The following is a 25,387-nucleotide window of genomic DNA, read 5'->3' as shown; positions in this document are numbered from 1 at the left end:
AGAAGAAATGCGCATGCGGGTGCAGCAACACACCCCTCGACAGGTAGAAGCCCCGGGCTTGCCGGAAGCGGGCGTGTTGATCCCGGTGACGCGCGTCAACGACCGGCCGGAAATCATCCTGACCCTGCGCTCGCAGCGGTTGTCGACCCACTCCGGCGAAGTGGCCTTCCCGGGCGGACGCCGCGATCCGGGCGATGTGGATCTGTGCTTTACCGCCCTGCGTGAAGCGCATGAGGAAATTGGCCTGCAGCCGCAGATGGTCGATGTGGTGGGGCCGATGGATTCGCTGGTCTCGCGTTTTGGCATCAAGGTAACCCCCTACGTCGGGCTGGTGCCCGAGCATTTCGAGATCATTCCCAACGACAGCGAGATCGCCGAGGTTTTCCGGGTGCCGGTGGACTTTTTTATGGAAGACCGCCGTGAGATGACCCATCGTATCGACTACGAAGGGCGCAGCTGGTATGTGCCAAGCTATCGCTTTGAGGGTTTCAAGATCTGGGGCCTGACCGCCCTGATGCTGGTTGAATTCATGAATACCGGTTTTTCGGCCGGTATTCAGTTGCATACCCCCTTTGACGGGCATGACAAAAACTAGGAGCAGCACATGAAGTACAGCCTGGGTGAGGATCGCGTGCAAATGGCGGATGACGCCTGGATCGCGGATACCGCAGCGGTGATCGGCAAGGTGACGCTGGAGGCCGGTGCCAATGTCTGGTTTGGCGCGGTGATCCGTGGTGACGTCGAGCGCATCACCGTGGGTGAGCACAGCAACGTGCAGGATGGTGCCGTGATGCACGCCGATATCGGTGTGCCGCTGACGCTCGGCAAGGGCATTACCGTAGGTCACAACGCGATGCTGCACGGCTGCACGGTGGGCGATTACAGTCTGATCGGCATCAATGCGGTGGTGCTAAACGGTGCCAAGATCGGCAAGCATTGCATCATCGGCGCCAACAGTCTGATCCCGGAAGGCAAGGAAATCCCGGATGGCTCGCTGGTCATGGGGTCACCGGGCAAGGTGGTGAAAACCCTGAACGACCAGCAGAAGAAAATGCTGGAGCTGAGCGCGGCGCACTACGTGCAGAACGCCAAGCGTTTCCGCGACCAGCTGAAGGTGCAGGAAGACTGATGAATATGCCGGTCCGCTCCCCGTGTGTCAGTATCTGCGCGCTGGATGAAAACGATATCTGCACCGGTTGTCAGCGCAGCGGCATGGAGATCGCTACCTGGGGCCGCATGAGCGATGACCAGCGGCGTGAGGTGCTGGCGCGCTGCCAGACCCGCGCACGCGGACAAGGGCTGTGGATTGACACGGCCTCCCATTCAACTTTGCAAGGTAAACAGGCATGACGGTAATTGGCACTCCCTACGCAGACGACGCAACCCGGGTACTGCTGCTGGGCTCGGGTGAGCTGGGCAAGGAGGTCGCCATTGAGTTGCAGCGGCTCGGCTGCGAGGTGATTGCGGTAGATCGCTATGACAATGCCCCGGCCATGCAGGTCGCGCACCGCAGCCATGTAATCAGCATGCTTGATGGCCAGGCCCTGCGCGAGGTCATCGAGGCCGAGCAGCCCGACTATATCGTGCCGGAGATCGAAGCGATTGCCACGCCGACGCTGGTCGAGCTGGAGTCCGAGGGCTACAAGGTGGTGCCCACCGCCGAGGCGGCCCGTCTGACCATGGACCGTGAGGGTATTCGTCGCCTGGCCGCCGAAACCCTGCAGTTGCCGACCTCGCCCTACCGTTTTGCCGACACGCTGGAAGACTACCGGGCAGCGGTTGCGGCGATCGGAATGCCCTGCGTGGTCAAGCCGGTGATGAGTTCCTCCGGCAAGGGGCAGAGCCTGGTGCGCGAGAGCGCGGACATTGACGCTGCCTGGGAATACGCCCAGTCCGGTGGCCGTGCGGGTCAGGGACGCGTCATCGTTGAAGGTTTTGTCGACTTTGATTACGAAATTACCCTGCTGACCGTGCGCCACATTGACGGTACCGCCTTCTGCGAGCCCATCGGCCACCGTCAGGAAGCCGGCGACTACCGCGAGTCCTGGCAGCCGCAGGCGATGAGTGAGGGGGCACTGGCCGAGGCCAAGCGCGTTGCCTCCACCATCACCGAAGCGCTGGGTGGCCGCGGGGTGTTTGGCGTTGAACTGTTCGTCAAGGGGGACCAGGTGTGGTTCAGCGAAGTATCACCGCGCCCGCACGATACCGGCCTGGTGACACTGATTTCGCAGGACCTGTCCGAGTTTGCGCTGCACGCTCGAGCCATTCTGGGCCTGCCCATTCCGCTGATTCGCCAGCAGGGGCCCTCCGCCTCGGCGGTGATTCTGGTGCAGGGGCAGTCGGCTAACGTCAGCTTCGGCAATCTGGGGGCGGCGCTGGCCGAGCCGGATACCCAGCTGCGTCTGTTCGGCAAGCCGGAGGTGGATGGTCAGCGCCGGATGGGCGTGGCACTGGCGCGCGACGAGTCGATTGATACGGCGGTGGCCAAGGCCGTACGCGCCGCCAGCGCGGTAGAGGTCAAGCTCTGAGCCACTGGTGGTATCTGGCAGCCCCGGCCTTGCCTCTGTTGTTGCCGCAGGCGCTCTGGGTCAAGCGCACGGCGCTGCGCTTGCCGGAGGCGGCAGCGCCTTGGCATGGCCTGGTGCCGGCACCTGATGGTGCAGTTGCTGCACCGCTGCGCCTGCTGCTGGTGGGGGAGTCCACGGTAGCGGGCGTCGGCGTCGAGCAGCAGGGCGAGGCACTCAGCGGCCAGTTGGCGTGCCAGCTGGCGCAGCAATTAGGGCGCGCAGTGCAGTGGCAGGCGGCTGGGCGCAATGGCGCGCTAGCCGCCGACTGTATTAAGGATTTGTTGCCGCAGGTGGTTGATCGACAATGGGACCTGGCGCTGATTGTGCTGGGCGTCAACGACACGACTCATCTCACCTCTCGCCCGCGCTGGCGCCGTCATCTGCAGCAGCTTGTCACCGGGTTACAGGCGTGCTCGGCTCAGGTCATGTTGACCGAGGTCCCGCCGTTAGGGCACTTCCGCGCGTTGCCGCAGCCGCTGCGTGGCTGGTTTGGGCTGCGGGCCGGGCTGATGAATCGCGACGTGCAGCGGGTGGCTGCGGGTCAGGGTGCAGGCTATCTGTCGTTGGATATGCCCTTCGAGGTCGCCTATCTGGCGCGCGATGGCTATCACCCCTCTGCCGAAGGGTATCGCCTGTGGGCGGCGGGGATAGTGCGTCAGCTGGCGTTATCTGAGCCGGCGGCGCTGGGTGCCGGCTGACTCAGGTGGCGGTCCCAGACCCGCACACTTTTCACCATATTGTCCTTGGTCTGCAAAATTTCCATTCGATAGCCACCGGTGGTCAGGCAGACGGCGGTCTCGGGAATACTCTCCAGTTGCTCGGTGATCAGCCCGTTGAGCGTTTTGGGGCCGTCGGCGGGCAGTTTCCAGTTCAGGTGGCGGTTGATGTCGCGGATGGCTGCGCTGCCGTCAATCACGTAGGTGCCGTCGCTCTGCGGGTGGATGTCCTGGCTCAGGCTGAGCATTTCGGTGGTGAAGTCGCCGACAATTTCCTCAAGGATGTCTTCCAGCGTCACCAGACCAATCACGTCTCCGTATTCATCGACCACAATGGCGATACGCCGTTTTTGCTTCTGGAAGTTGAACAGCTGGGTGTGCAGAGGCGTGCTTTCGGGAATGAAATAGGGCTCCTTGCAGGCACCGATCAGCGCCTCCTTGGTCAAGTCCCCGCGGCTCAGCAGGCGGGCGATGGAGCGCATGTGCACGATGCCCGTCACGTTGTTGATATCGCCCTGGTAGAGTGGCAGACGCGTGTAGTGACAGCTGCGCAGTTGGTGATTGATGGCGGTCATGTCGTCATCCAGGTCGATGCCGACAGCTTCATTGCGCGGAATCATGATGTCGTTGACCGTCATCTTTTCCAGATCAAGGATCCCCAGCAGCATGTTCTGGCGGCTGCGGGTGATACCCAGGCCGGCCTCGCGAACAACCGTGCGCAGCTCCTCGGTGGTCAGCTGATCGCCGTTGGTGTCATTCGGGTTGACGCCCAGCAGGCGCAGTAGCTGGTTGCTGATGGCGCTGCACACCCATACGACCGGGTAGAGCAGGCGCTGCAACGCCGCCAGAATGACGCTGGCGGGGAAGGCGATCAGCTCCGGGCGCAGGGCAGCGAGGGTCTTGGGCGTGATTTCGCCGAAGATCAGTACGACGACGGTGAGGATCATCGTCGCGATCGCAATCCCGGCTTCGCCCCAGACGTCCACCGCAATCACGGTAGCAATGGACGCGGCGAGAATGTTGACGATGTTGTTGCCGACCAGAATGGTGCCGAGCAGTCGGTCCGGGCGCTCAAGCAGGCGCGAGGCGCGGCGGGCGGCGCGGTGACCTTCCTTGCTGAGATGCTTCAACCGGTAGCGGTTGAGGCTCATCATGCTGGTCTCGGAGCTGGAGAAAAACGCCGACAGCACGATCAGGACCAGCAGCAGTATCAGCAGCAGGCTGGTGTGGGATTCGTTCAAGGGTGAGCCTCAGGGGGTCGTGGAAGGGTCAGGCGGCGAGCAGGAATTCGCGCACCAGCTTGCTGCCGAAGTAGGCCAGCATCAGCAGCAGGAAGCCCGCCAGCGTCCAGCGGATGGCGTTGCTGCCGCGCCAGCCACGGAAGTGGCGGCCCCACAGCAGAATGCCGAACACCACCCAGGCCAGACAGGACAGCAGGGTTTTATGCGCCAGATGCTGGGCAAACATGTTGTCCAGGAACACGAAGCCCGACAGCAGGGCCAGGGTCAGCAGCACTTCACCGCAGAGCAGGAATTGGAATAGCAGCTGTTCCATGGTCTGCAGCGGCGGGAAGGTGCGGATAAAACGGGTCGGGTGCTTGTGTTTGAGCTGGTAGTCCTGAATGGCTAGCAGGGTTGCCTGGAAGGCGGCGATGGTCAGGATGCCGTAAGCCAGTACCGACAGCAGAATGTGCCCGAGCAGCCCTTCCTGCCCAGCCGGCAGGGTGGTGGCGTTCTCTGGGAAGAAGCCGGCCAGCAGGCCGGTGATCAGCGCCAGCGGGTAAAGTCCCAGCAGCAGGCTGGTGACCGGTGCACGAAAGCTGGAGGCCAGCGTCATGGCAACCACCAGCCAGGAAATCAGTGAAGCGATATTGAACAGGCCCAGCGCAAAGCCGTGCGGGGTGGTCAGCTGAATGTACAGGCTGACGGCATGGGCGATCAGTGCGACCAGGCCGATGGCACGCAGCAGGCTGGCATTGACCGCCAAGCGTTTGCCGAGGCAATGCAGCTGATAGAGGATGCCGCTGATATAGAAACCGGCGGCCAGCAGACTGGGGGCGAGGGCTGTCATACGTCCTTGCGAGCGATTTTCAACAAAGCCGCAGTGTGGCATAAGCCGCGCCCGGGTGAAAGCGTCTGCCTGCGTTCCCTATCCTGTGTCGGGAGGGCGGGGTATACTGCGCGGCTGAAAATGCGGCCGGGCTGCCCAAAAAAAGGCCCGCCCTGGGAGAAAGCATCATGTTCGAGAATCTTACCGAACGCCTGTCACACAGCCTGCGTGGCGTGACCGGACAGGCCAAGCTGACCGAAGAGAACATCAAGGACACCCTGCGCGAAGTGCGCATGGCGCTGCTGGAGGCGGACGTTGCGCTGCCGGTAGTCAAGACCTTTGTTGATCAAGTGCGCGAGCGCGCTGTGGGCACCGAGGTGTCGCGCAGCCTGTCGCCGGGCCAGGTCTTCGTCAAGATCGTCAAATCCGAGCTGGAAGCGGTCATGGGGCAGTCCGAAGGGCTGAACCTGGCGGTCAGTCCGCCGGCCGTGATCCTTATGGCAGGTCTGCAGGGCGCGGGTAAGACCACCAGCGTCGGCAAGCTGGCCAAGACCCTGCGTGAGCGCGAGAAGAAAAAGGTCATGGTGGTCAGTGCCGACGTTTACCGTCCGGCCGCGATCAAGCAGCTCGAAACCCTGGCGGCGGATGTGCAGGTCGAGTTCTTCCCGTCTTCGGTTGAGCAGAAGCCGGTGGCTATTGTCGAGGCGGCGATGCGTGAGGCGAAGAACCGCTTCATGGACGTGCTGATCGTCGATACCGCCGGTCGACTGCACGTCGACGACGAGATGATGGCCGAAATCAAGCAGGTGCACGCGGCGGTCAAGCCGGCAGAAACCCTGTTCGTGGTCGATGCCATGACCGGTCAGGACGCCGCCAACACCGCCCAGGCCTTCAACGAAGCGCTGCCGCTGACCGGGGTGATCCTCACCAAGGTCGACGGTGATGCCCGTGGCGGTGCGGCGCTGTCGGTACGTCATATCACCGGCAAGCCGATCAAGTTCCTCGGCATGGGCGAGAAGATCGACGCCCTGGAAGTCTTCCACCCTGACCGGGTTGCCTCGCGCATTCTGGGCATGGGCGATGTGCTCAGCCTGATCGAGCAGGCCGAGCAGAAGATCGACAAGGACAAGGCCGAGAAGCTGGCCAAGAAGCTGAAGAAGGGCAAGGGCTTCGACCTGGAAGACTTCCGTGACCAGCTGCAGCAGATGAACGCCATGGGCGGTCTCGGCTCGATGATGGAAAAGCTGCCAATGATGGGCGGCAAGATCAACGCGGCCCAGATGGAAAGCGCGCAGACCGAGGCGGCCAAGCAGTTCAAGCGCATGGAGGCGATCATCAACTCGATGACACCGGCCGAGCGCCGCAACCCCGATGTGATCAGCGGCTCACGCAAGCGCCGTATTGCCGCCGGTTCCGGCACCCAGATTCAGGATATCGGTCGTCTGCTCAAGCAGCACAAGCAGATGCAGAAGATGATGAAGAAGGTCAGCGGCAAGGGCGGCATGGCCAAGCTGATGCGCGGTATGGGGGGTATGGGCGGCGGCGGAGGTGGCGGTATGTTGCCGCCGGGCGGCGGCATGCCGCGCTTCTGAGTCGGCGCAAGGCTAAGCGTTTTTTGCCTTGCAGGCGCGTCGCCAGGCGGCAGAATCCGGCGGCGCGCAACCTGGCGGACCAATGGCACGGGTCGCCACTGAAAAAAGAGTTTTCATCGGTCGTTATATTCCGTAGAATACGCGACCTTTCGGGCCCTAGGTATATGTGCAGTACGCTGCATGCCCGTAACTGATCAAGTAGCGATACTCAAACACAGGAAACGATGTCGACATGGTAACCATTCGTCTTGCTCGTGGTGGCTCCAAGAAGCGCCCCTTCTATCACCTGACTGTTGCCAACAGCCGCAATGCTCGTGATGGCCGTTTTGTAGAGCGCGTTGGCTTCTTCAACCCGATTGCCGCTGGCGCCGAAGTACGCCTGTCGGTCAACGAAGAGCGCGTGCAGTACTGGCTGAGCCAGGGTGCCCAGCCCTCTGAGCGCGTTGCTGCTCTGCTGAAGGAAGCTGCTCAGGCTGCTGCCTGATATGGCTAATGCTCCAGGGCCGGCCGAGGCCCCTCGGGTCGTCCTCGGCAAGATCGTATCGGTTCATGGAGTACGTGGGGCGGTTAAGGTGTACTCCCATACCGACCCGCTGGACAACGTGCTGGATTACGCCGAGTGGACCCTGAACCGGGGTTCCGAGCAACGTACGCTGTCTGTCCTCGGTGGTCGCGTCCAAGGGCGCGTGCTGGTGGTCAACCTGAAAGGGATTGATGACCGCAACAAGGCCGAGGAACTGATCAACTTCGAGATCAGCGTTGCAGCCGATGCGCTGCCTGAGCTGGACGAAGGTGATTTCTACTGGCATCAGCTTGAAGGCCTCAAGGTCGTCAATCTGGAGGGTCAGCTGCTCGGCACGGTGGCACACCTGCTCGAGACTGGCTCCAACGATGTCATGGTGGTCAAGCCCTGCACGGGTAGTGTCGACCAGCGTGAGCGTCTGTTGCCCTATTTGCCGGGGCAGTTTGTAATACAGGTCGATCTGGAGACCAAGGTCATCCAGGTAGACTGGGATGCGGAGTTCTGACCGGTGTGGGCCGGTGTGGTTACCCTGTTTCCCGAGATGTTCGCGGCGCTGACCGAGTCCGGTGTTACCGGCAGGGCGGTCAAGCGAGGGCAGCTGGAAGTCGCTTTCAGTAACCCGCGCGAACATGCACATGACCGGCATCGCACCGTGGATGACCGCCCCTTTGGCGGTGGCCCCGGCATGCTGATGAAGGTCGAGCCGCTGCTGGAGGCGATTGACGCCATCCGCCAGCAGGCTCCCTCCACCCCGCGGGTGATTTACCTGTCTCCGCAGGGGCAGCCACTGACGCAGCAACGCGTCGAACAGCTGGCGCAGCTCGACAGTCTTGTACTGTTATGCGGGCGCTACGAGGGCATCGACGAGCGCATCATCGATCGCTGCGTAGATGAGGAAATCTCCATCGGGGACTATGTATTGTCCGGTGGCGAGCTGGGAGCCATGGTGCTCCTGGACGCAGTAACCCGTTTGATTCCCGGTGTACTGGGGCATGCGGATTCTGCGGTAGAAGATTCCTTTTCGGCGGGATGGCTCGATTGCCCACATTACACCCGACCGGAAGAATTTGATGGGCAGCGCGTTCCGGAGGTGCTGCTCAGTGGTAACCATGAACGTATCCGGCGCTGGCGTCTCAAGCAGTCTTTGGGTCGAACCTGGCAACGTCGGCCAGAGTTGCTCGAAGACCTGGAATTGAGCAAAGAACAGCAACAGCTGCTGGCGGAATTTATCCGCGAGCAGGCAACCGATAACCATTGATACAGGTCCGACGGCCTGTGCAGGAGAAGCAAGATGTCCAATATTATTGCCCAGCTTGAAGCTGAACAGATGTCCAAGGAAATCCCCGCGTTCGCACCGGGTGATACCGTAATCGTCCAGGTCAAGGTTAAGGAAGGCGATCGCTCCCGTCTGCAGGCCTTCGAAGGCGTGGTTATCGGTAAGCGTAACCGTGGTCTGAACTCGGCTTTCACCGTTCGTAAAATCTCCAGCGGTGTTGGCGTTGAGCGTACTTTCCAGACCTACTCTCCGCTGATCGACAGCATCTCTGTCAAGCGCCGCGGTGACGTTCGCAAAGCCAAGCTGTACTACCTGCGTGCGCTGTCCGGCAAGGCAGCCCGCATCAAGGAAAAGCTGTCCTGATCGGACCGCTGACCAGCAAAAAAGCAGCCTCAGGGCTGCTTTTTTGTGCCCGACTGTTTTTAATGGGCGGATGTTCCGGCCAGATGAGCTACCCCCATGTCTGATGTTGCACCGGCGGCGCCCAGCGCAGCGCAACAGCAGCTGATTGATCAGTTTCTCGACAGCCTGTGGCTGGAGAAGGGGCTGTCAAAGCATACTCGCAGCGCATACCGTACCGACCTGCGCAGCCTTGCCGGCTGGCTGGAGGGGCGTGGCGGAGCCTTGCAACGCGCCTCGCGGGCAGACTTGATGGCCTATATGGGCTGGCGTCTGGCCGCTGGCTATCAGGCCCGTTCCAGTGCCCGTATGCTGTCCTGTGTGCGCAGTTTCTACCGCTACCTGCTACGTCAACAGTTGATCAGTGAAGACCCGACGCGCGACGTCGCCATGCCCAAGCTCGGACGACCCTTGCCCAAGTCTCTCAGCGAGGCGGACGTCGAGCGCCTGCTGACTGCGCCGGATACCGAGGACAGCCTGGGCTTGCGCGACCGTTGCATGCTGGAAGTGCTCTATGCCACCGGGCTGCGAGTCAGCGAGCTGGTCGGCTTGCGGCTGGATCAGCTCAACCTGCGCCAGGGCGTGGTGCGTGTGACCGGTAAGGGCAGCAAGGAGCGCCTGGTGCCGCTGGGCGAAGAGGCGATGACCTGGCTGGAGCAGTACCTGCATTCGGCCCGCATTCAGTTGCTGGCCGGCAAGCCCGCCGATGTGCTGTTTCCCAGCCGCCTGGGTCAGATGATGACGCGTCAGACCTTTTGGCACCGCATCAAGCAGCATGCCTTGACGGCGGGGATTCGCAGCCCTCTGTCGCCGCACACCCTGCGTCATGCCTTCGCGACGCATTTGCTCAACCACGGCGCCGATCTGCGGGTAGTGCAGATGCTGTTGGGGCACAGTGATCTGTCGACTACGCAGATCTATACCCACATTGCTCGACAGCGGCTGCACGACCTGCACGCCCAGCACCATCCCCGTGGGTGACGCTATTGATCAGTGCTTGCTTTATTCGTGGTAAGCTTGGCGGTCTTCAAAAGGAGCGGACTATGCGACTGAAACTCGGCCTTGCCGCCATGCTGGCGCTGGCAGCGACACCGGTCTTGGCAACCCCTGATCAGGCGATTCGGGATGCCCTCACGCAACTGAATTTCGATGTGCCGGTCAAGGCGGTCAGCGACTCGCCGATAGCGGGGCTGCACATGGTCGAGCTGGAGAGCGGTCGGGTTCTGTATGCCACCGCTGACGGCAAGTACTTTGTCCAGGGCGCACTGATCGAGGTGAATGGCGGCCAGCCGCGCAACCTGACCTCCATCGCTGAAGCACGCAACATTGGCGCCGTGATCAACGAGCTGCCGCAGCAGGAGCTGATCGTGTTTGCGCCCGAGCAGCCGAAGACGCACATCACTGTCTTCACCGATGTGGATTGTGGCTATTGCCGCAAACTGCACGCCGAGATTGATGAGCTGAACGAGCTGGGCATCGAGGTGCGTTATGCGGCCTTCCCGCGTGGTGGTATGCAGTCGCGCGCTGCCAGTGTGATGCAGTCGGTCTGGTGCGCAGAAGACCCGAAGGCCGCGCTCACTGCGGCCAAGCAGGGTGACGACGTGGCAGAGGCCAGTTGCTCCAATCCGGTCGCCCGTCAGTTCGCGCTGGGCCAGCAGGTTGGCGTGCAAGGTACGCCGGCTATTTTTCTGGCCAACGGCGTGATGATCCCGGGTTATCAGCCCGCGGCCCAGCTGGCGGCCATGGCGCTGGACAATCAGCAGTAAACCCGGTGGCGACGCGCTCGCCATCGTTTTCATGTAATCGATTAACAACCAGGTAGGGACCAAAGTTTGAAACCGGTCAAAGTAGGTATTTGTGGTTTGGGCACCGTCGGTGGTGGCACCTTCAATGTTCTGCAGCGCAACGCGACGGAGATTGCCCGGCGTGCTGGGCGTGGCATTGAGGTAGCCCAGATTGCAACCCGGCATCCCAACCCGGCCTGCAACCTGGGCATGACCCCGGTGACCGACGATGTATTCGAACTGGTCAACAACCCGGAAATCGACATCATCGTCGAGCTGATCGGTGGCTACACGCTGGCCAAGGATGTGGTCCTCAAGGCGATCGAGAACGGCAAGCACGTGGTCACCGCCAACAAGGCGCTGATCGCGGTGCACGGTAACGAGATTTTCTCCGCTGCCAGCGCCAAGGGCGTGATGGTCGCGTTCGAGGCCTCGGTCGCCGGTGGTATCCCGATCATCAAGGCGCTGCGTGAAGGTCTGGCCGCCAACCGCATTGACTGGGTTGCCGGCATCATCAATGGCACCGGCAACTTCATTCTGACCGAGATGCGCGACAAGGGCCGTACCTTTGAGGATGTGCTGGCTGAAGCCCAGGCGCTGGGTTACGCCGAAGCGGATCCGACCTTTGACGTTGAAGGTATCGACGCGGCGCACAAGCTGACCATTCTGGCCTCCATTGCCTTTGGTATCCCGCTGCAGTTCGACAAGGCCTACACCGAAGGCATTACCAAGCTGACCACCGCCGACGTGAACTACGCTGAAACGCTCGGTTACCGCATCAAGCATCTGGGCGTGGCGCGCCGCACCGAGAATGGCGTAGAGCTGCGCGTGCACCCGACGCTGATCCCCTCTGACCGCCTGATTGCCAACGTTAACGGCGTGATGAACGCGGTGATGGTGCAGGGCGACGCTGTTGGTCCGACCCTGTATTACGGCGCTGGTGCCGGCTCCGAGCCGACTGCCTCGGCGGTGGTGGCTGATGTTATCGATGTGGTGCGCACCCTGACCACCGACCCGACCAACCGCGTACCGCACCTGGCCTTCCAGGCCGATGCGCTGTCCGACCTGCCGGTGCTGCCGGTCGACGAGGTGAACACCGCCTACTATCTGCGTCTGCACGCACAGGATCGCCCGGGCGTGTTGGCCAAGGTTGCGAGCATCTTGTCCGAGCGCGGGATCAATATCGAATCGATCATGCAGAAGGATGTGGAAGAGCAGGACGGTCTGGTGCCGATGATTCTGCTGACCCACCGCGTGCGAGAACAGGACATGAACGACGCCATTGCGGCTCTGGAAGCACTGGACGACATCGCCGGCCCGCTGATGCGGATCCGCGTGGAACAACTGGACTAATCCAGCGGCAAGCGACAAGCGACAAGCGGCAAGCAACCCCAGTGGAGCTTGCGGCTTGGGGCTTGCGGCTTGCAGCTCAAACCGAAGGTTTGCCGATATGCGTTATATCAGTACCCGTGGCCAGGCGCCGGCCCTGAATTTTGAAGACGTTCTGCTGGCTGGTCTGGCTTCTGATGGCGGTCTGTACGTACCCGAGAACCTGCCGCGCTTCACCCAGGAGCAGATTGCCTCCTGGGCCGGTCTGCCGTACCACCAGCTGGCGTTCAACGTCATGCGTCCGTTCGTTAGCGGCAGCATTCCGGATGCCGATTTCAAACAGATTCTGCAGGACACCTACGGCGTCTTTGAGCACAAGGCGGTTGCACCGCTGCGTCAGCTGGACAGCAATGAGTGGGTGATGGAGCTGTTCCACGGTCCGACCCTGGCGTTCAAGGACTTTGCCCTGCAGCTGCTGGGCCGTCTGCTCGACTACTTCCTGGTCAAGCGTGGCGAGCGCGTGGTGATCATGGGCGCCACCTCCGGTGACACCGGATCGGCAGCGATCGAGGGCTGCAAGGCCTGCGAAAACGTCGACATCTTCATCATGCACCCGCACAACCGGGTGTCCGAGGTGCAGCGTCGCCAGATGACCAGCATTCTCGGCGACAACATCCACAACATCGCTATCGAAGGCAACTTCGACGACTGTCAGGAGATGGTCAAGGCCAGCTTCGCCGACCAGGGCTTCCTCAAGGGCACCCGTCTGGTCGCCGTCAATTCGATCAACTGGGCGCGCATCATGGCGCAGATCGTCTACTACTTTCATGCTGCCCTGCAGCTGGGTGGTCCGGCGCGCTCGATGGCGTTCTCGGTCCCGACCGGCAACTTTGGTGACATCTTCGCCGGTTACCTGGCGCGCAACATGGGCCTGCCGATCAGTCAGCTGATCGTTGCTACCAACCGCAATGACATCCTGCACCGCTTCATGAGCGGCAACCATTACGACAAGGACACCCTGCATCCGTCGCTGTCGCCGTCGATGGACATTATGGTGTCGTCCAACTTCGAGCGTCTGCTGTTTGATCTGCACGGTCGTAATGGTGCGCTGGTAGCCGAGCTGCTGGACGCGTTCAAGATCAGCGGCAAGCTGTCGGTCGAGGACGATCGCTGGACTGAAGCGCGCAAGCTGTTTGATTCGCTGGCGGTTGACGACGAAGGCACCTGCGCGACCATCGCCGCGGTGTTCGAGCAGTGTGGCGAAGTGCTGGACCCGCATACCGCGATTGGCGTGCGCGCCGCGCGGGAATGCCGTCGTTCGCTGTCGGTGCCGATGATCACCCTGGGTACCGCTCACCCGGTCAAGTTCCCGGATGCGGTGCGTCAGGCTGGTGTCGGCGAAGCATTGCATCTGCCGGCGCACCTGAGCGATCTGTTCGAGCGCGAAGAGCGCATGACCGTGTTGCCGAACAGTCTGGCTGATGTTCAAGCCTTCGTTGCCGCCCATGGCAACCGCGGCAAGCCGCTGTAATAAGCTGAGCTGCTGACGCAACAACGGCGCCCTGGGGCGCCGTTGTTGTTTGTGCGTATTACTCGACCCGGGTCAGGGTGACATCAATGTTGCCGCGGGTGGCGTTGGAGTAGGGGCAGACCTGGTGAGCGCGTTCGATCAGTTGCTCGGCTTGCTCGTCGTCCATGCCGGGCAGGCTGACGCGCAGTTCGACTTCAATGCCGAACCCCTGCGGAATCTGACCGATACCGACCACGCCCTCAACGGACGCGTCAGCCGGCATGGGCAGCTTGTCGCGACCAGCGACAAACTTCATCGCGCCGATAAAGCAGGCGGAATAACCCGCAGCAAACAGCTGTTCCGGGTTGGTGCCCTGGCCGCTGGCACCGCCCAGCTCCTTGGGGGTTGTCAGTTCGATATCCAGCACACCATCGGAGGAAATGGCGCGACCGTCACGGCCGCCGGTGGCTTCAGCTGAGGCGCGGTATACAACCTGTTCAATAGACATGCGATGTCTCCTGTCATGGGGAAGTAACATAGATTGTGTGCAATCCAGTTGCTGAAGGTTAGCACAATTTAAATTGTGCACAATATTATTTTGCGATTCCTTTATTCCGGCCTGCTATATCGTGAAACATTCTCATTTCGTTGTTCTGCCTGAACGCCGTCGTTTTCTGGCATGCTGACCGACTTTGAAGTTGCAGGAGGCTCCTTCCATGTTGCGTGCTGTCCTTATCGTGTCGCTATTGTCCCTGGCCCCCCTTGCATCGGCGGAAACGGCGGTGCCGGTGCGGGTGACGTCCTCCAGTCTGCAGCCGTTGACAGAGGCGGTGCCGGTCAGTGGCAGTGTGACCACGGCTCGGGTGGCGACCTTGTCAGCAGAGGTGCAGGGGCGGGTTGCCAGCCTGCCGGTCGAGGAAGGGCAGCAGGTCGAGCAGGGCGCGCTGCTGCTGACCCTGGATGACGAATTGGCGCAGCGTGACCTGGATGGCGAGCGCGCCGAGGTCGCGCGCCTGAGCAGTACGCTGGATGACACGCGACGCCGCCTGGGCGAGGCGCGTACCTTGATCGAGCGCCGCAGCATTGCTGCCAGCGAGGTGCGCAGTCTGGAGGCTGAGGTGGCGCAGGCAGACGCCGCGTTGGCCGGCGCCCGTGCCAGTCTGCAGCGCCGCGAAGCAGAAGTACGTCGGCATCGCTTGGTAGCGCCCTTCAGCGGCGTGATTAGCCGTCGGCTGACCGAGCTGGGCGAGTGGGTGCAGCCGGGCACCGGGGTGCTGGAATTGATCACGCTGCAGCAACTGCGCGCAGACTTGCAGGTGCCGCAGCGCTATTACGCCCGGGCAGAGCCGGGCAGCCAGGTCGAGCTGCAGTTCGAGGGGCATCCGGGGGAGCGCTTTACGCTGCCGGTGACCGCACGCATCCCGCTCAGCAGTCAGCAGGCGCGGACCTTTCTGTTGCGTATCGAACTGCCGGAAGATATCCCCGGCCTGATTCCGGGCATGTCGGTACGGGGCGACCTGTTGCTGGATCAGCAGCGCCAAGGCGTGGTGGTTTCGCGCGACGCGCTGTTGCGTCACGCTGATGGGCGCGTTGCCGTGTGGCGGGTGGTGAACGAGGAAGGCCAGTGGCGCGCTCGAGAGCAGCAGGTGGAGCCTGGGCTGGCCTTTGATGGCTTGATTGAGTTGCGTGAGGGGCTGCAAGCGGGGGAGCAGGTCGTGGTAGAGGGTAACGAGAGCCTGCGCGAAGGCCAGTTGCTCAACGTGCTGAACCGCGAGGACGACTGACATGTTCCACGCCATCACCCGCCACGGCATTCTGGTCACCGTGGCGCTGCTGATTCTGTGTGTGCTGGGCACCATGGCTGCGCTGCGTATTCCGGTGCAGATGATTCCCGATCTGGAAACCCGCACCATCACCGTGGAAACCCAGTGGCCCGGCGCTACGCCGCAGGATATCGAGAAAGAGATTCTGGTCGAGCAGGAAGAGTTTCTGCGTAACCTGCCCAACCTGGAGCGCATTACTTCGGTGGCCGGTACCGGTTGGGCCGAGATCGAGCTGGACTTTCCCTTTGGGGTCGACCTCAACGAAACGCTGATTCGCGTCAACAACGCACTGACCCAGGTCTCGGGTTATCCGGAGAACGTGGATCAGCCGTCGGTCAACGCGACCTCGTTTTCGGCCAATGCCTTCATGCATCTGGCGGTGTCACCCTTGGATGGCAATCCGCGCAACCTGGATATGGACATGTTGCGCGACTACATCGAAGACACCGTGCGACCGCGTCTGTCAGCGGTCAATGGCGTCGCTCAGGTGGATGTGCGCGGCGGTGCTGCGCGGCAGGTGCAGGTGCGCCTGTACCCGGAACGCCTGGCGCTGAACGGCCTGACTCCGGCCACCGTGCGCGACGCGCTGCGGGCGCGTAACAGCGATGTGTCGGGCGGTGAGATTGATAGCGGCAAGCGGCGCTTCCTGCTGCGCACCGTGGGCCGCTTTGAGAGCCTGGACGAGGTGCGTCAGCTGGTGGTCGAGCGGCGGGGCGATAGCCTGATTCGCCTGCAGGACCTGGCCGACGTCACCCTGGATCATGCCCGTATCAGCCAGCGCAGCTATGTCAACGGTGCGCCGGTCATCAGCCTGGCCGTGCGCCGGGAAAGCGGCTCCAACGTGATCGCGATCAAGGATGCCATGCTGGCGGAAATGGCGCTGCTCAATCAGGAGCTGCTTAACCCGCAGGGCATGCAGATCAAGTTGAACTCCGATGATGTGGTATACGTCCGCGATTCGGTATTCAACGTCTGGAAGAACCTGATTCTTGGTGCTCTGCTCGCCTCGCTGATCATGTATCTGTTCCTGCGCTCCTGGCGGGTCACCCTGATCGGCGTATTGGGTATCCCGGTTTGTACCATTGCCGCCTTTCTTGGCCTGATGCTGACCGGCCGCACCATCAACGTGATCTCGCTGGCCGGCGTGGCCTTTGCCATCGGCATGACCCTGGACAACAGCATCGTGGTGCTCGAGAGCATCGAGCTGGAGCGGCGACGGGGCATGGACCGGCTGCGTGCAGCCGTTGCCGGGGTGAGCAAGGTCTGGCCAGCCATTCTGGCCTCGACGCTGACCACCGTGATGGTGTTCTTGCCGGTGATGTTTATTCAGGAAGAGGCCGGTCAGCTGTATTCCGACATCGCCATCGCCATCACCTCGGCCATTCTGGTTTCCATGCTGGTGGCGATAACAGCGGTGCCAGCAGCCTGTGCCCGGCTGCGTGGCGATGAGCTGGCGCAGGCCAGCGGCAATGGCCGCTTGGCCGGGCGCTGCGCCGATCTGGTCGGTTGGTTGCTGGCGAGCGCCCGGCGCCGTGCGCTGTGCGCTGCTACGGTGATAGGCGGTAGCCTGTTGATCGTGCTGACCCTCACACCGCCGGCGGAGTACCTGCCCGAGGGCGAGGAGGCCAAGACCTTTGCCATGATGAATGCGCCGCCCGGCTACAACCTGGCCAGCATGCAGAAGATTGCCGAGCAGGTGCAGGCGCACTTTCTTCCGTACACGCCGGCTGGCACCGCGCCAGAGGAGGCTGACGGCGCGGTGCCGCCAATTGCAACGCTGATGATGAACGTGTCCACCGAAGGGTTGTGGACCGTTGTCGTCCCGCGGGACCCCGCCGATATCGAGGCGCTGATGGCCGCGCTGGTCGAGCATTTTCGAACCTATCCGGGGATGCGGGCGTTCGCTACCCGTGGCTCGATCATCAGCAGCAACGATGGCGGCACGCGCAGCATCAACCTGGACATCTCAGGCCCCGATCTGGCCAGCCTGTTTGATGTCGCACGCCTGGCATACGACCGGGCCGGCGAGATTTTCGACAATCCCTCAATCCAGACCCAGCCCTCCAGCCTCAGCCTGGCGCAGCCGCTATTGCAGGTGTACCCGGACTGGGAGCGTGCCGCCGAGCTGGGCCTGGACGCCGACCGCATCGGTTTTGCCGTATCGGCCCTGACCGACGGTAGCTACGTGGGTGAGTTTTTCCAGGACGACGACAAGGTCGATATCTACTTTTATAACGCCATGGCCCTGCAACCGGACCTGCAGACCCTGCGCGGCCTGACTCTGTACACACCCAGTGGTCAGGTGCTGCCGTTGTCGTCGCTGGCGCGCATCGAGGAAGCAGTGGATACCAGCATGGTACGCCGGGTGGACGGCCGTCGTACGCTGACGCTGAACATCATTCCGCCGCGCTCGGTGCCGCTGGAGGCCGGTGTCGAGCAGGTGCGTACCGAACTGGTGGAGTATCTGCGTGCCGAAGGGCAGGTGCCGCTGGGCGTCAGTCTGTCGATCTCGGGCGCGGCCGATCAGCTGGATGCCACCCGCGAGTCGCTCAGCAGCAACTACCTGGCGGCGCTGTTGATTGTTTTCCTGCTGCTGGTGGCAATCTTCCGCCATTGGGGTTATCCGCTGCTGATCATGATCAGCATCCCGCTGGGTATGGCCGGGGGGTTGGCCGGTCTGGCGCTGCTGAATCTGGCCGGTTCCGCGCTGGCAGCAGAAGGGCTGGGTGGCTTCAGTCAGCCGCTGGACATGATCACCATGCTGGGCTTTCTGATTCTGATGGGCACGGTGGTGAATAACCCGATCCTGATCGTGGATCGCGCCATCGATAATCTGGATCATCAGGGCATGACGCCGATAGAAGCGGTTCGGGAGGCGGTGGAGGCGCGCCTGCGGCCGATCGCCATTTCCACCCTGACCACGCTATGCGGGATTGCTCCGCTGGTGTTTTTGCCCGGGGCCGGTACCGAGCTGTATCGCGGTGTCGGGGTGATCGTGATGGCGGGTATTCTGGGCGCGACCCTGGTGACCCTGACGCTGCTGCCGGTGATGCTGCATGGGGTGCTGAGCCGGCGCAGCCGGCATCAGACGGAGGGCACGGCAGGCTGAAGCGGGTATACTCCCCGGCCATCTGACGTGCCTGGAGTCGAGATGCCTTATCTGGTTGCGGTAACCCTGTTGTGGGCGGTGTCATTTAGTCTGATCGGCGAGTATCTGGCCGGGCAGGTGGACAGCTACTTTGCCGTGCTGACCCGTGCCCTGCTGGCGGGTCTGCTGTTTCTGCCACTGTTGCGCATCCGCTTGTTACCACGTCCGGTGGTGCCGGGGTTGCTGGTGGTCGGCGCGCTGCAGTTTGGTGTCACCTACATCTGCCTGTACCAGTCGTTCGAGTACATCTCGGTGCCCGAGGTGCTGCTGTTCACCATCTTCACGCCTCTGCATGTCGCGCTCATTGACGACCTGCTGAACCGCCGCTTCAGCAGCGGCCCGCTGGTGGCTGCCGCTATCGCAGTGGTGGGCGCGGGCATCATCCGGTACGACGGTCTGAGCGACAGCTTTATTCGCGGCTTTCTGATTCTGCAGCTGGCCAACTTTACCTTCGCCGCCGGGCAGGTGGGTTATGCCCATCTGGTGCGCCGTTATGAGCTGACCCCAACCCAGCAGTGGCGTGGCTTTGGCCTGTTCTTTATTGGTGCGCTGATGGTCATGCTGCCGGCCTGGCTGCTACTGGGCAACCCGGAGCGCCTGCCGCACACCACGCTGCAGTGGTCGGTGCTGGCCTGGCTGGGACTGGTCGCTTCCGGGCTGGGCTTTTTGTTCTGGAATCGTGGGGCGGCGCAGGTGGACGCCGGTACCCTGGGCATCATGAACAACGCGCTGGTGCCGGCGGGGCTGCTGGTCAATCTGCTGATCTGGAATCATGATGCCGACCTGCTGCGACTGGCTGCCGGCTCCGCGGTGCTTGGCCTGTCACTCTGGGTTAACGCCCGCTGGTCGCGCTGGTTCGGTGCGCGACCAGCACGGCCCTGACGACGATCAGGTCGGCCCGAGCCAGGCATCGCGGCCAGTGAGGCTCTTGCTGGCGATTCCGCTCATCAGTCCCACTGGGATTTGGCGTAGCTGAACACCGGCAGCGACAGTTTCCAGCGAATCGCTGCCATTCTCAGCAACAGGCCGACGCTGAAGGCAGCCAGCAAGTTGACGCTTTCGCTGACACCCTGATGTCGCAGGGCGAGATAGAGCAGAGCGACGACCAGCGAGACGCTGGCGTAGAGTTCATGGCGCAACACCTGGGGCATTCGATTGCACATGATGTCGCGGATAATGCCGCCGAAGATACCGGTGATGATGCCGGCCATAACCACCACTACTGTGTCGTAGCCCAGTCTCAGCGCGACATTGCAGCCAATGACGGTGAAGGCGACAAGGCCGATGGCGTCGAGCACCAGAAAAAGCTGGTGGAGGTGACGCATGAAGCGCGCCAGCACGATGGTTGCCAGACCACCGGTGATGGTGATGTAGATGTAGAGGGGATGCTGGGTCCAGGTGATCGGGAAGTTACCGAGCAGAATGTCCCGCACGGTACCGCCACCCAGGGCGGTTAAAAAGGCGATAACGGCGACACCGAAAAAGTCCATGTTGCGTCTGCCCGCGGCAAGTGCCCCGGACATGGCTTCGGCGGTGATGGCGATGATATAGACAGAGGTCAGCACACAGTTCTCCTGCGTTTGCGTAGCCTCTCCCCCTGTCCTTGCTACCTGAGAGTTTACAGGGCCATACCCTGCTTGCCCCTTCGGTGGGCTGCGGTGCAGCCTCTCTCCAGACGGCGTTAATCGTGTCCACAGTGCTTGTGCCTGAGCGTTTATGGGAGTTTGCGCCTTCGGCGGGGCAGAGCCCTCTCTCCTGCGGGGTGCCGATTGTACCGTTGTCATGCTGCCGGGTCTTGTGTCTTTGTGTGATTTCGATCGATTGCTGCCTGTCCGGCTACGCGCGGGCGGCGCTGTCGTTTGCACCGCTCGGGCTTCGGCGTGCCGGCTGGGCGTGACCCGGTGCCGTGGTAACCGGGCTCAGATTGGCCCGGAGAAGGTATCGCAGGCGCTGATATCGCCGGACTCAAAGCCGCGCTTGAACCACTTCACCCGCTGCGCCGAGGTGCCGTGCGTAAAGCTGTCCGGCACGACGTCCTGCCCGGCCCGGCGTTGCAGGCGGTCATCACCGATGGCGCTGGCGGCGGTAAGGGCTTCGTCCAGATCGTCCGGGTCGAGCATCTGCCGCTGGGTATTGGCGGCATGGCCCCAGAGGCCGGCAAAGCAGTCTGCCTGCAGCTCCTGGCGTACCGACAGTGCATTCACCTCGGCCTGGCTGCGGCCGGCGCCGGCCTGACGTACCTTCTGGCTGATGCCCAGCAGGGTCTGTACGTGGTGGCCGACCTCATGGGCGATGACGTAGGCCTGGGCGAAGTCGCCGGGGGCGCCGAGCTGCTGTTTCATGTCGTTGAAAAAGGACAGGTCCAGATAGACCTGCCGGTCGCCCGGGCAATAGAACGGGCCGACGGCCGAGCTGGCGGTGCCGCAGGCAGATTGTACGCGGTTGGAGAACAGCACCAGCGTGGGTTCCTGATACTGCCGGCCGATGCTCTGGAATAGTTGCTGCCAGGTGGTTTCGGTGTCGGCCAGCACCACACTGACAAACTCGCTCAGCTCCTGCTCGGCGGGTGACAGTGGGCGCTGACTTTGCTGGCTCACGGTTTGTCCGCCGCCCAGCAGCAAGGGCAACAGATCTATCCCGAGCATCTTGCCGCCCAGCACTACGAGCACGCCGATACCCAGGATCCAGCGCCCGGTGCGCGTACCCAGCAGCATGGGGATCAGGCGCAGCAACAGGGCGCCACCGGCGCCGGCACTGGCGACATTGTTCCCTCGACGATCCTCGATATTGCTGCTGCGTCGCCTGCCTCGCCAGTCCATTCCACCTCCTTGTAGCGCGGTCAGACGTCCAGGTGACGCCTGCCGTAGACTTTGATGAACAGGCGAATGATACGCCGTTTGCAGCGGCGTTTGCGCTTCTCCAGTCGTTCGGCAAGTGCCTCGGTCTCCTGGTCTGGCGCCAGTGTTCGCAGTTGCGCCTCCAGGTTGCAGAGGTCTTGCAATTGGCCGAGCTGTTCGCCCAGCCGAGCCAGTGCCTGCATCTCGCTGCTCGCCGGCAACCGGCTGTCATGCAACTGCTCCAGCTGGTAGAGGTAATACTTGGTCCACTTGCGGCAGCGGTGAAAGAGCGCGTCCTGATCGCTATTGCACGCGCGGCGCGCTAGCGAGCGTGCCTGCTTGCGGGTGCGCGCCAACCCTGCCGCCCAGTTGTCGCGCGTGCCGCTATCGCAGTGCGGCCAGTCGCTCAGGACCGCTGCAAAGGCGGCGATGATGCGCTCGTTGTCGGTGGCGTTGACGCTGTGACTGCTAGAGGAGAGCAGCAACTGACTATTCAGCGCCGGGCTAAGCGGGCGTTCCAGCTCTCCGGCCAGTTGGCTGATCAGTTGCTGTTGCACATGCAGGTCGCGGCGTCCGGCCAGTGACTTGGCGATCAGACGAACCTGCTGATCCAGCAGGCGCAGACGTTGGCGGCCACTGTACGGCCGATAGACCTGCAGCAGGGCACGCAGACGCTTGCAGCACACGCGCAGCTGGTGAATGGTGTCGGCATCCGGCGGGGTACCGGTGACGACAGGCAGCAGCGCCCGTCGCACGCGTTGGCGGGCGGCCTGATACAGCGGATCAGCGTCGGGTTTGAGCGTCATCAGCCGAGTGTAGGACAGCTGCCGCAGCGCGGGAAGAGCCCGTGCTCAGCCAAATGCCGCCATGACGCTGTCCTTGAGTTCGGCCCGGCAGGCGAGGCCCAGCTGACGATGACGCAGCGGCTCCGGCACCAGCCCGCGCAGGGAGTGGCTATCAACCGCCGGGCTCAGCAGGTCGAGGTCGTCGCTGACGGCCATCACGGTTGCTCCCTGGCGGTGCTGCACCAGGCTGAGGGCCAGGTCTTCGGTATCCACCTGCAGGCTGGCGTGGTCGGCCAGGTCGGGCAGGCGCTCAAGGAAGGCACTGCGCAGTTCGCAGTCGAGCCGGTCGATCCAAGGGTACCGGGTAGCCTGCTCCAGCTCGAGTGGCTGATTGAGGGACCAGCCGCGCGGCAGCAGCAGACGGTACTCCTGCTCCAGCAGCGCGATAAAGTGATAGCCGTCCGGTACCTGCCGTTCACTCAGCAGCCACAGGTCTGCCGGTTGTGTGGGCTGGGTGCGTACCTGCAGGCGATAGTTCTGTAGCCTGCCTGCGGTCAGCTGCAGCAGGTAACCGCTGTCGCGACTGGCCAGGCTGGAGTCGATAGCGACCGACAGCCGGGGCCGCTCCACGCGCTTGAAGCGTTGTTCCATCTCCCCCGCGCTGCCGAGCAGGCGCGTGGCCTCTTGATAGAAGGCGTCGCCTTCGGGCGTCAGGGTGACGCCTTTTTTGCTGCGACTGAACAGGCGCAGGGCAAACTCCTGCTCCAGTTGGGCAACGGCGTTGGAGATGGACGGCTGGGCGACGTGGCAGCGTTCGGCGGCAGCGGTGAGGCTGCCGGCTTCAGCGGCGGCGCAGAAATAGCGCAGGCTGCGCAGGTCCATGGTTACTCCTCAAAGTCGGGGAAATGCGCCAGACCTGCGGCCACCACCTCGTCATGCGCGGGCACGATCAGCAGTTCCGGGTCCTGCTGGTGCAGCTCGTGAATGCGTTTGAGCTGTTCGCTGTTGCGCTCGCGATCGCTATCGACATGGGATATCCACTGCACGAACACCGGGCGCGGCTTGTTCTGCTCTACGCCGCGCTCGGTCCAGCTGGTATCGCCAATCAGGAACAGGCGCTTGCCGGAGGGCAGGTTGACGAACAGACCGACCTGACCTGCGGTATGGCCGCTCAGATCAACCAGCACCAACTGACCATCGCCGAACAGGTCGAGACTGCGGTCAAAGCCCAGATAGGGTACGTTGTCGAGTGCAATTTGCCGCCACTCGCGCTCGCCTTCGAACTGCTCTGCGAGAAAAGCGGGTGGCTCGCCATGGGTCTTTGCCTCCTCCAGCGCGCCGGGCAGGATCAGCACGGGCAAGTCCGGAAAGTCCGGCAGACCGCCCAGGTGATCCCAGTGCAGGTGGCTGGGCAGAATAAAGTCGATATCGCTGGCCTGGTAGCCTGCCGCCTCCAGCTGATCACGCGCCGGGTTCAGGTTTTCGTAGGCGAGCAGTGTGCGGTTGAGCCAATTGTTGCGGGCGAAGGCGTCGGCGGTCTCATGACCCAGGCCGGTGTCGAACAGAAAGCGCCCTTGCGGGTGCTCTATCAGTATGGCGGCGTGCAGCAGATGACGTTGGGTACCCCAGCGGCCGCCGCTGACCACCATGGCTTCGGCGGCGCCGCTGGAGCTGGCGGTAGGGATCACCGACAGGCGCAGGTGGTCGACGGCCGGGGCGGCGCTCAACAGGCTGCTGCAGGCGAGCAGCCAGGGGGTGGCAAACAGGGCAAGAGGCTTCATGGGATGGCTCCGGGTGGCTGAGAACCCACTGTGGCATCTGCTGAAGAATAGGTTAAATATTCTTTATTGTTGGTTATGGAATAAAAAAATTATAGAAAGGGCGGCCGTGGCCGCCCTGGGTACGCTGCCTTATGCCTCAGCGCCGCTGTTGCCACGCAGGCGCGCCAGCACGCTGTTGGCGTCGGTCTTGCCGGTGGCGATACCGGCGCGTTGCAGGCGCTGATCCAAGGCGCTGCCGTCGTCTTCATCCTGCAACTGCTGTAGGGCCGCGCCAACGTCGCTGGCGTTGTCCTGGCGCTGGCGAATGCGCTCCAGCGAGCTGGCCAGGTCGCCCATGTGCGCCTGCAGGCCGCGGGTCTGGTGACCCAGATTGCCCAGCAGGCGTTCGGTGCTGCGGTTGGCGCGGGCCAGTTGCAGCTCGCGGCGATATTGTTGATGCAACTGCGCGGCGCGGCGCAGCTGTTCACGCAGCGTCGCCTCCTGGCGTTGCAGCTGCTCGGCGTGCTGGCGTTGCTGCTGCAACTGGTTCTCCTGTGCGGCGATCCATTCGGCCAGTTCGTAGGCCAGTCCGGACTCATCCCGCTCCAGCGCCTGACGGGCCTGCTCTTCACGCTGGGCCAATTCTTCGCTGAGTTGCAGGTTGCTGCGCTGCAGCTGCTTGATGGTCGCCATCAGGCCGGCCAGCTCGCGCTTGGCCAGCAGCATGGCGTTCTCGGTGTCGCGCAGTTCCTGCTCCATGATGCGCAGGGCGTTGGCGTCGACCAGTTGCTCAAGCGGCTCGTGCGCGCTGGCGCGGAACAGGGTGCCTACCTTTCTCCAGAGTGTCATGGCGGTTACTCCGTATATTCTTTCAGCAGTTGCTGGGCGCGGGCTTCGGACAGGCGGTTGTGGATGCGCTTGCCTTCGTGTTCGTCCCGCATGGTTTTTGACAGGGTGATGGTGGTGCTGACCAGAAACAGCGCACAGACCGACATGTAACCTTTGACCAGCAGGTCGGTGGGCGAAAAAATCACCCCCGCGCCGGTCGCCAGCAGGGCGATCGCGAAGGATGCCTTGACGAAGAAAATCCAGCCTGAGGAGTTGCTGTTGATTTCGCTATCCATGGTGTTGCCTCCAGCGTGAGTGGCAGTCGCACAGGGTGTGGCTGCGTCTGGAGCGGACTGTGCACCGGCCTGTTCGGCGGTGCCAGCGTTACCGAAAAGGTTGCGCGGGAGGTGGCTTAAGGTATTACATGGCGATACTTTATGGCGGCTTGCCCCGCCTTGACG

General features: G+C 62.6%; 27 protein-coding genes and 1 riboswitch. Of the genes, 17 read left to right on the top strand and 10 right to left on the bottom strand.

The annotated features are described in order from the left end of the window. The 5 genes from ASB58_RS11985 to ASB58_RS11965 form a co-directional block, all read left to right on the top strand. Positions 1 to 595, top strand: a 595-nt coding sequence (locus ASB58_RS11985) for an NUDIX hydrolase (protein WP_147336833.1), incomplete at its 5' end; no start/stop codon positions are given. 9 nt (positions 596 to 604) lie between these two features. Beyond that, positions 605 to 1,129 carry a gamma carbonic anhydrase family protein gene (locus ASB58_RS11980; protein ID WP_096003119.1) on the top strand — a complete coding sequence of 175 codons (525 nt, stop codon included), beginning with the start codon at positions 605 to 607 and terminating at the stop codon, positions 1,127 to 1,129. After that, a complete protein-coding gene (locus tag ASB58_RS11975; protein WP_118131000.1) occupies positions 1,129 to 1,350 on the top strand; it encodes a DUF1289 domain-containing protein in 222 nt (73 codons plus the stop codon). The genes ASB58_RS11980 and ASB58_RS11975 overlap by 1 nt, the downstream gene beginning before the upstream one ends. Then, positions 1,347 to 2,528 (top strand): formate-dependent phosphoribosylglycinamide formyltransferase, encoded by a 1,182-nt coding sequence (gene purT / locus ASB58_RS11970; RefSeq protein ID WP_096003117.1) that lies wholly within the window; start codon positions 1,347 to 1,349, stop codon positions 2,526 to 2,528. Before ASB58_RS11975 ends, purT begins: the two co-directional genes overlap by 4 nt. A gap of 29 nt (positions 2,529 to 2,557) precedes the next feature. Then, entirely contained in the window at positions 2,558 to 3,265 is a 708-nt protein-coding gene (locus ASB58_RS11965) for an SGNH/GDSL hydrolase family protein (RefSeq protein ID WP_235827287.1), read from the top strand. On the opposite strand, the gene ASB58_RS11960 is transcribed toward ASB58_RS11965, so the two are convergent. Together ASB58_RS11960 and ASB58_RS11955 are read right to left on the bottom strand one after the other, a co-directional pair. Then, the gene (locus ASB58_RS11960) at positions 3,223 to 4,524 is read right to left on the bottom strand and encodes an HlyC/CorC family transporter (protein ID WP_096003115.1); all 1,302 of its coding nucleotides are present in this window, start codon (positions 4,522 to 4,524) and stop codon (positions 3,223 to 3,225) included. The genes ASB58_RS11965 and ASB58_RS11960 overlap by 43 nt on opposite strands. A 28-nt stretch (positions 4,525 to 4,552) precedes the next feature. Beyond that, positions 4,553 to 5,353, bottom strand: coding sequence for a cytochrome C assembly family protein (locus ASB58_RS11955; RefSeq protein ID WP_118130996.1), 801 nt, complete (start codon positions 5,351 to 5,353; stop codon positions 4,553 to 4,555). 167 nt (positions 5,354 to 5,520) lie between these two features. Between ASB58_RS11955 and ffh the strand changes: the two genes are divergently transcribed. The 9 genes from ffh to thrC all read left to right on the top strand — a co-directional run bounded on the left by ffh (position 5,521) and on the right by thrC (position 13,766). Further along, positions 5,521 to 6,924 carry a signal recognition particle protein gene (gene ffh / locus ASB58_RS11950; protein ID WP_118130994.1) on the top strand — a complete coding sequence of 468 codons (1,404 nt, stop codon included), beginning with the start codon at positions 5,521 to 5,523 and terminating at the stop codon, positions 6,922 to 6,924. Positions 6,925 to 7,156: 232 nt separating this feature from the next. Beyond that, positions 7,157 to 7,408: a 30S ribosomal protein S16 gene (gene rpsP / locus ASB58_RS11945; protein ID WP_083727971.1), complete on the top strand. Its 252-nt coding sequence runs from the start codon at positions 7,157 to 7,159 to the stop codon at positions 7,406 to 7,408. Position 7,409: 1 nt separating this feature from the next. Further along, positions 7,410 to 7,952 carry a ribosome maturation factor RimM gene (gene rimM, locus ASB58_RS11940; RefSeq protein ID WP_096003112.1) on the top strand — a complete coding sequence of 181 codons (543 nt, stop codon included), beginning with the start codon at positions 7,410 to 7,412 and terminating at the stop codon, positions 7,950 to 7,952. Positions 7,953 to 7,955: 3 nt separating this feature from the next. Beyond that, positions 7,956 to 8,705, top strand: coding sequence for a tRNA (guanosine(37)-N1)-methyltransferase TrmD (gene trmD / locus ASB58_RS11935; RefSeq protein WP_096003111.1), 750 nt, complete (start codon positions 7,956 to 7,958; stop codon positions 8,703 to 8,705). A gap of 33 nt (positions 8,706 to 8,738) precedes the next feature. After that, a complete protein-coding gene (rplS, locus tag ASB58_RS11930; protein WP_088273285.1) occupies positions 8,739 to 9,086 on the top strand; it encodes a 50S ribosomal protein L19 in 348 nt (115 codons plus the stop codon). A 96-nt stretch (positions 9,087 to 9,182) separates the two neighbouring features. Further along, positions 9,183 to 10,103, top strand: a complete 921-nt coding sequence (xerD, locus tag ASB58_RS11925; RefSeq protein ID WP_118130992.1) for a site-specific tyrosine recombinase XerD — start codon at positions 9,183 to 9,185, stop codon at positions 10,101 to 10,103. Positions 10,104 to 10,165: 62 nt separating this feature from the next. Then, positions 10,166 to 10,888 (top strand): bifunctional protein-disulfide isomerase/oxidoreductase DsbC, encoded by a 723-nt coding sequence (gene dsbC, locus ASB58_RS11920; protein ID WP_118130990.1) that lies wholly within the window; start codon positions 10,166 to 10,168, stop codon positions 10,886 to 10,888. 66 nt (positions 10,889 to 10,954) lie between these two features. Further along, positions 10,955 to 12,259 carry a homoserine dehydrogenase gene (locus ASB58_RS11915; protein WP_118130988.1) on the top strand — a complete coding sequence of 435 codons (1,305 nt, stop codon included), beginning with the start codon at positions 10,955 to 10,957 and terminating at the stop codon, positions 12,257 to 12,259. A 97-nt stretch (positions 12,260 to 12,356) separates the two neighbouring features. After that, positions 12,357 to 13,766 carry a threonine synthase gene (gene thrC / locus ASB58_RS11910; RefSeq protein ID WP_118130986.1) on the top strand — a complete coding sequence of 470 codons (1,410 nt, stop codon included), beginning with the start codon at positions 12,357 to 12,359 and terminating at the stop codon, positions 13,764 to 13,766. A gap of 58 nt (positions 13,767 to 13,824) precedes the next feature. Here the strand turns inward: thrC and ASB58_RS11905 are convergent, their stop codons facing one another. After that, positions 13,825 to 14,253 carry an organic hydroperoxide resistance protein gene (locus ASB58_RS11905; RefSeq protein ID WP_118130984.1) on the bottom strand — a complete coding sequence of 143 codons (429 nt, stop codon included), beginning with the start codon at positions 14,251 to 14,253 and terminating at the stop codon, positions 13,825 to 13,827. A 208-nt stretch (positions 14,254 to 14,461) separates the two neighbouring features. On the opposite strand from ASB58_RS11905, the gene ASB58_RS11900 reads away from it, so the two are divergent. The 3 genes from ASB58_RS11900 to ASB58_RS11890 are packed head-to-tail and all read left to right on the top strand — an operon-like array spanning position 14,462 to position 19,598. Then, complete coding sequence (locus tag ASB58_RS11900; RefSeq protein WP_118130982.1) at positions 14,462 to 15,529, top strand: efflux RND transporter periplasmic adaptor subunit; 1,068 nt, start codon at positions 14,462 to 14,464, stop codon at positions 15,527 to 15,529. 1 nt (position 15,530) lies between these two features. Further along, the gene (locus ASB58_RS11895) at positions 15,531 to 18,677 is read left to right on the top strand and encodes an efflux RND transporter permease subunit (RefSeq protein ID WP_118130980.1); all 3,147 of its coding nucleotides are present in this window, start codon (positions 15,531 to 15,533) and stop codon (positions 18,675 to 18,677) included. Positions 18,678 to 18,719: 42 nt separating this feature from the next. Further along, complete coding sequence (locus ASB58_RS11890) at positions 18,720 to 19,598, top strand: carboxylate/amino acid/amine transporter (protein ID WP_118130978.1); 879 nt, start codon at positions 18,720 to 18,722, stop codon at positions 19,596 to 19,598. 65 nt (positions 19,599 to 19,663) lie between these two features. On the opposite strand, the gene ASB58_RS11885 is transcribed toward ASB58_RS11890, so the two are convergent. From ASB58_RS11885 to ASB58_RS11855, 7 genes are all read right to left on the bottom strand, one after another. Next, entirely contained in the window at positions 19,664 to 20,281 is a 618-nt protein-coding gene (locus ASB58_RS11885) for a trimeric intracellular cation channel family protein (protein WP_118130976.1), read from the bottom strand. A gap of 22 nt (positions 20,282 to 20,303) precedes the next feature. Further along, positions 20,304 to 20,401: riboswitch (glycine riboswitch) on the bottom strand. A 234-nt stretch (positions 20,402 to 20,635) separates the two neighbouring features. Then, complete coding sequence (gene ypfJ, locus ASB58_RS11880) at positions 20,636 to 21,535, bottom strand: KPN_02809 family neutral zinc metallopeptidase (protein WP_118130974.1); 900 nt, start codon at positions 21,533 to 21,535, stop codon at positions 20,636 to 20,638. A 20-nt stretch (positions 21,536 to 21,555) separates the two neighbouring features. Continuing rightward, complete coding sequence (locus ASB58_RS11875) at positions 21,556 to 22,359, bottom strand: CHAD domain-containing protein (protein ID WP_118130972.1); 804 nt, start codon at positions 22,357 to 22,359, stop codon at positions 21,556 to 21,558. A 45-nt stretch (positions 22,360 to 22,404) separates the two neighbouring features. Beyond that, positions 22,405 to 23,220 carry a LysR family transcriptional regulator gene (locus ASB58_RS11870; protein ID WP_096003099.1) on the bottom strand — a complete coding sequence of 272 codons (816 nt, stop codon included), beginning with the start codon at positions 23,218 to 23,220 and terminating at the stop codon, positions 22,405 to 22,407. A 2-nt stretch (positions 23,221 to 23,222) separates the two neighbouring features. Continuing rightward, positions 23,223 to 24,119, bottom strand: a complete 897-nt coding sequence (locus tag ASB58_RS11865; protein ID WP_118130970.1) for an MBL fold metallo-hydrolase — start codon at positions 24,117 to 24,119, stop codon at positions 23,223 to 23,225. 129 nt (positions 24,120 to 24,248) lie between these two features. Beyond that, positions 24,249 to 24,947 (bottom strand): PspA/IM30 family protein, encoded by a 699-nt coding sequence (locus ASB58_RS11860; protein WP_096003097.1) that lies wholly within the window; start codon positions 24,945 to 24,947, stop codon positions 24,249 to 24,251. Between the two features lie 5 nt (positions 24,948 to 24,952). Beyond that, positions 24,953 to 25,222, bottom strand: coding sequence for a YiaA/YiaB family inner membrane protein (locus ASB58_RS11855; protein WP_096003096.1), 270 nt, complete (start codon positions 25,220 to 25,222; stop codon positions 24,953 to 24,955). Between the last annotated feature and the right edge of the window lie 165 nt (positions 25,223 to 25,387).

Source organism: Pseudomonas abyssi, assembly GCF_003444685.1.
Classification (GTDB): domain Bacteria; phylum Pseudomonadota; class Gammaproteobacteria; order Pseudomonadales; family Pseudomonadaceae; genus Halopseudomonas; species Halopseudomonas abyssi.
The sequence above is the reverse complement of the archived record's forward strand: the minus strand, read 5'-3'. Positions and strand labels throughout refer to the sequence as shown.